At 54.4% G+C, this 601-nt stretch carries 1 pseudogene; it reads right to left on the reverse strand.

Features of this window, described 5'->3' with window-relative positions:
- Positions 1 to 601: pseudogene (locus B036_RS30435) on the reverse strand (hypothetical protein); the annotation flags it as partial.

Genomic DNA, 601 nt, shown 5'->3' on the forward strand with positions numbered 1-601 from the left:
CCAATGGTATTCCTGCGCATGGGACGCAAACGGTACCGTCAGAGTTCAGGACAGTTTCCATGTCTTCCACCGTGCAGTCATTACCGTCGTCACATTGGCGAATGGTGGTCTCGTCTTCGTTACAGTTGGTCGGTGTACCCATACACGGCACACAGATATCACCGTTGCAATCCAGAATGGTCTGCCTATCGTTGATGGTGTTCGCGTTCCCGTCGTCACAGGCAACTACTGAGGTGGGGCCGCTGGCACAATCTAGTGGGATGCCGGCGCAGGGCACGCAGACGGTACCGTCTGCATCAAGCGTGGTTTCCATATCGTTTTCGGTACAGTCATTACCGTCATTACAGGGGAGAGTAGTGGTGGTATTGGTCGCACAGTCGGTGTCTACCCCCATGCAGGGTACGCAGATTTCACCGTTACAATCCAGGATGGTTTGTACGTCGTTGATTGTCGAGGGGTTACCGTCATCACAGATAACAACCGAGGTGGTTCCGTTCGAACAATCTATTACCGTTCCGGCACAGGGAACACAGACGGTGCCGTCGGCGTCCAGGGTGGTTTCCATGTCGTTCTCCGTACAGTCATCACCGTCGTCACAGGG

The sequence above is a fragment of the Neolewinella persica DSM 23188 genome (genome assembly GCF_000373105.1).
Lineage (GTDB): Bacteria > Bacteroidota > Bacteroidia > Chitinophagales > Saprospiraceae > Neolewinella > Neolewinella persica.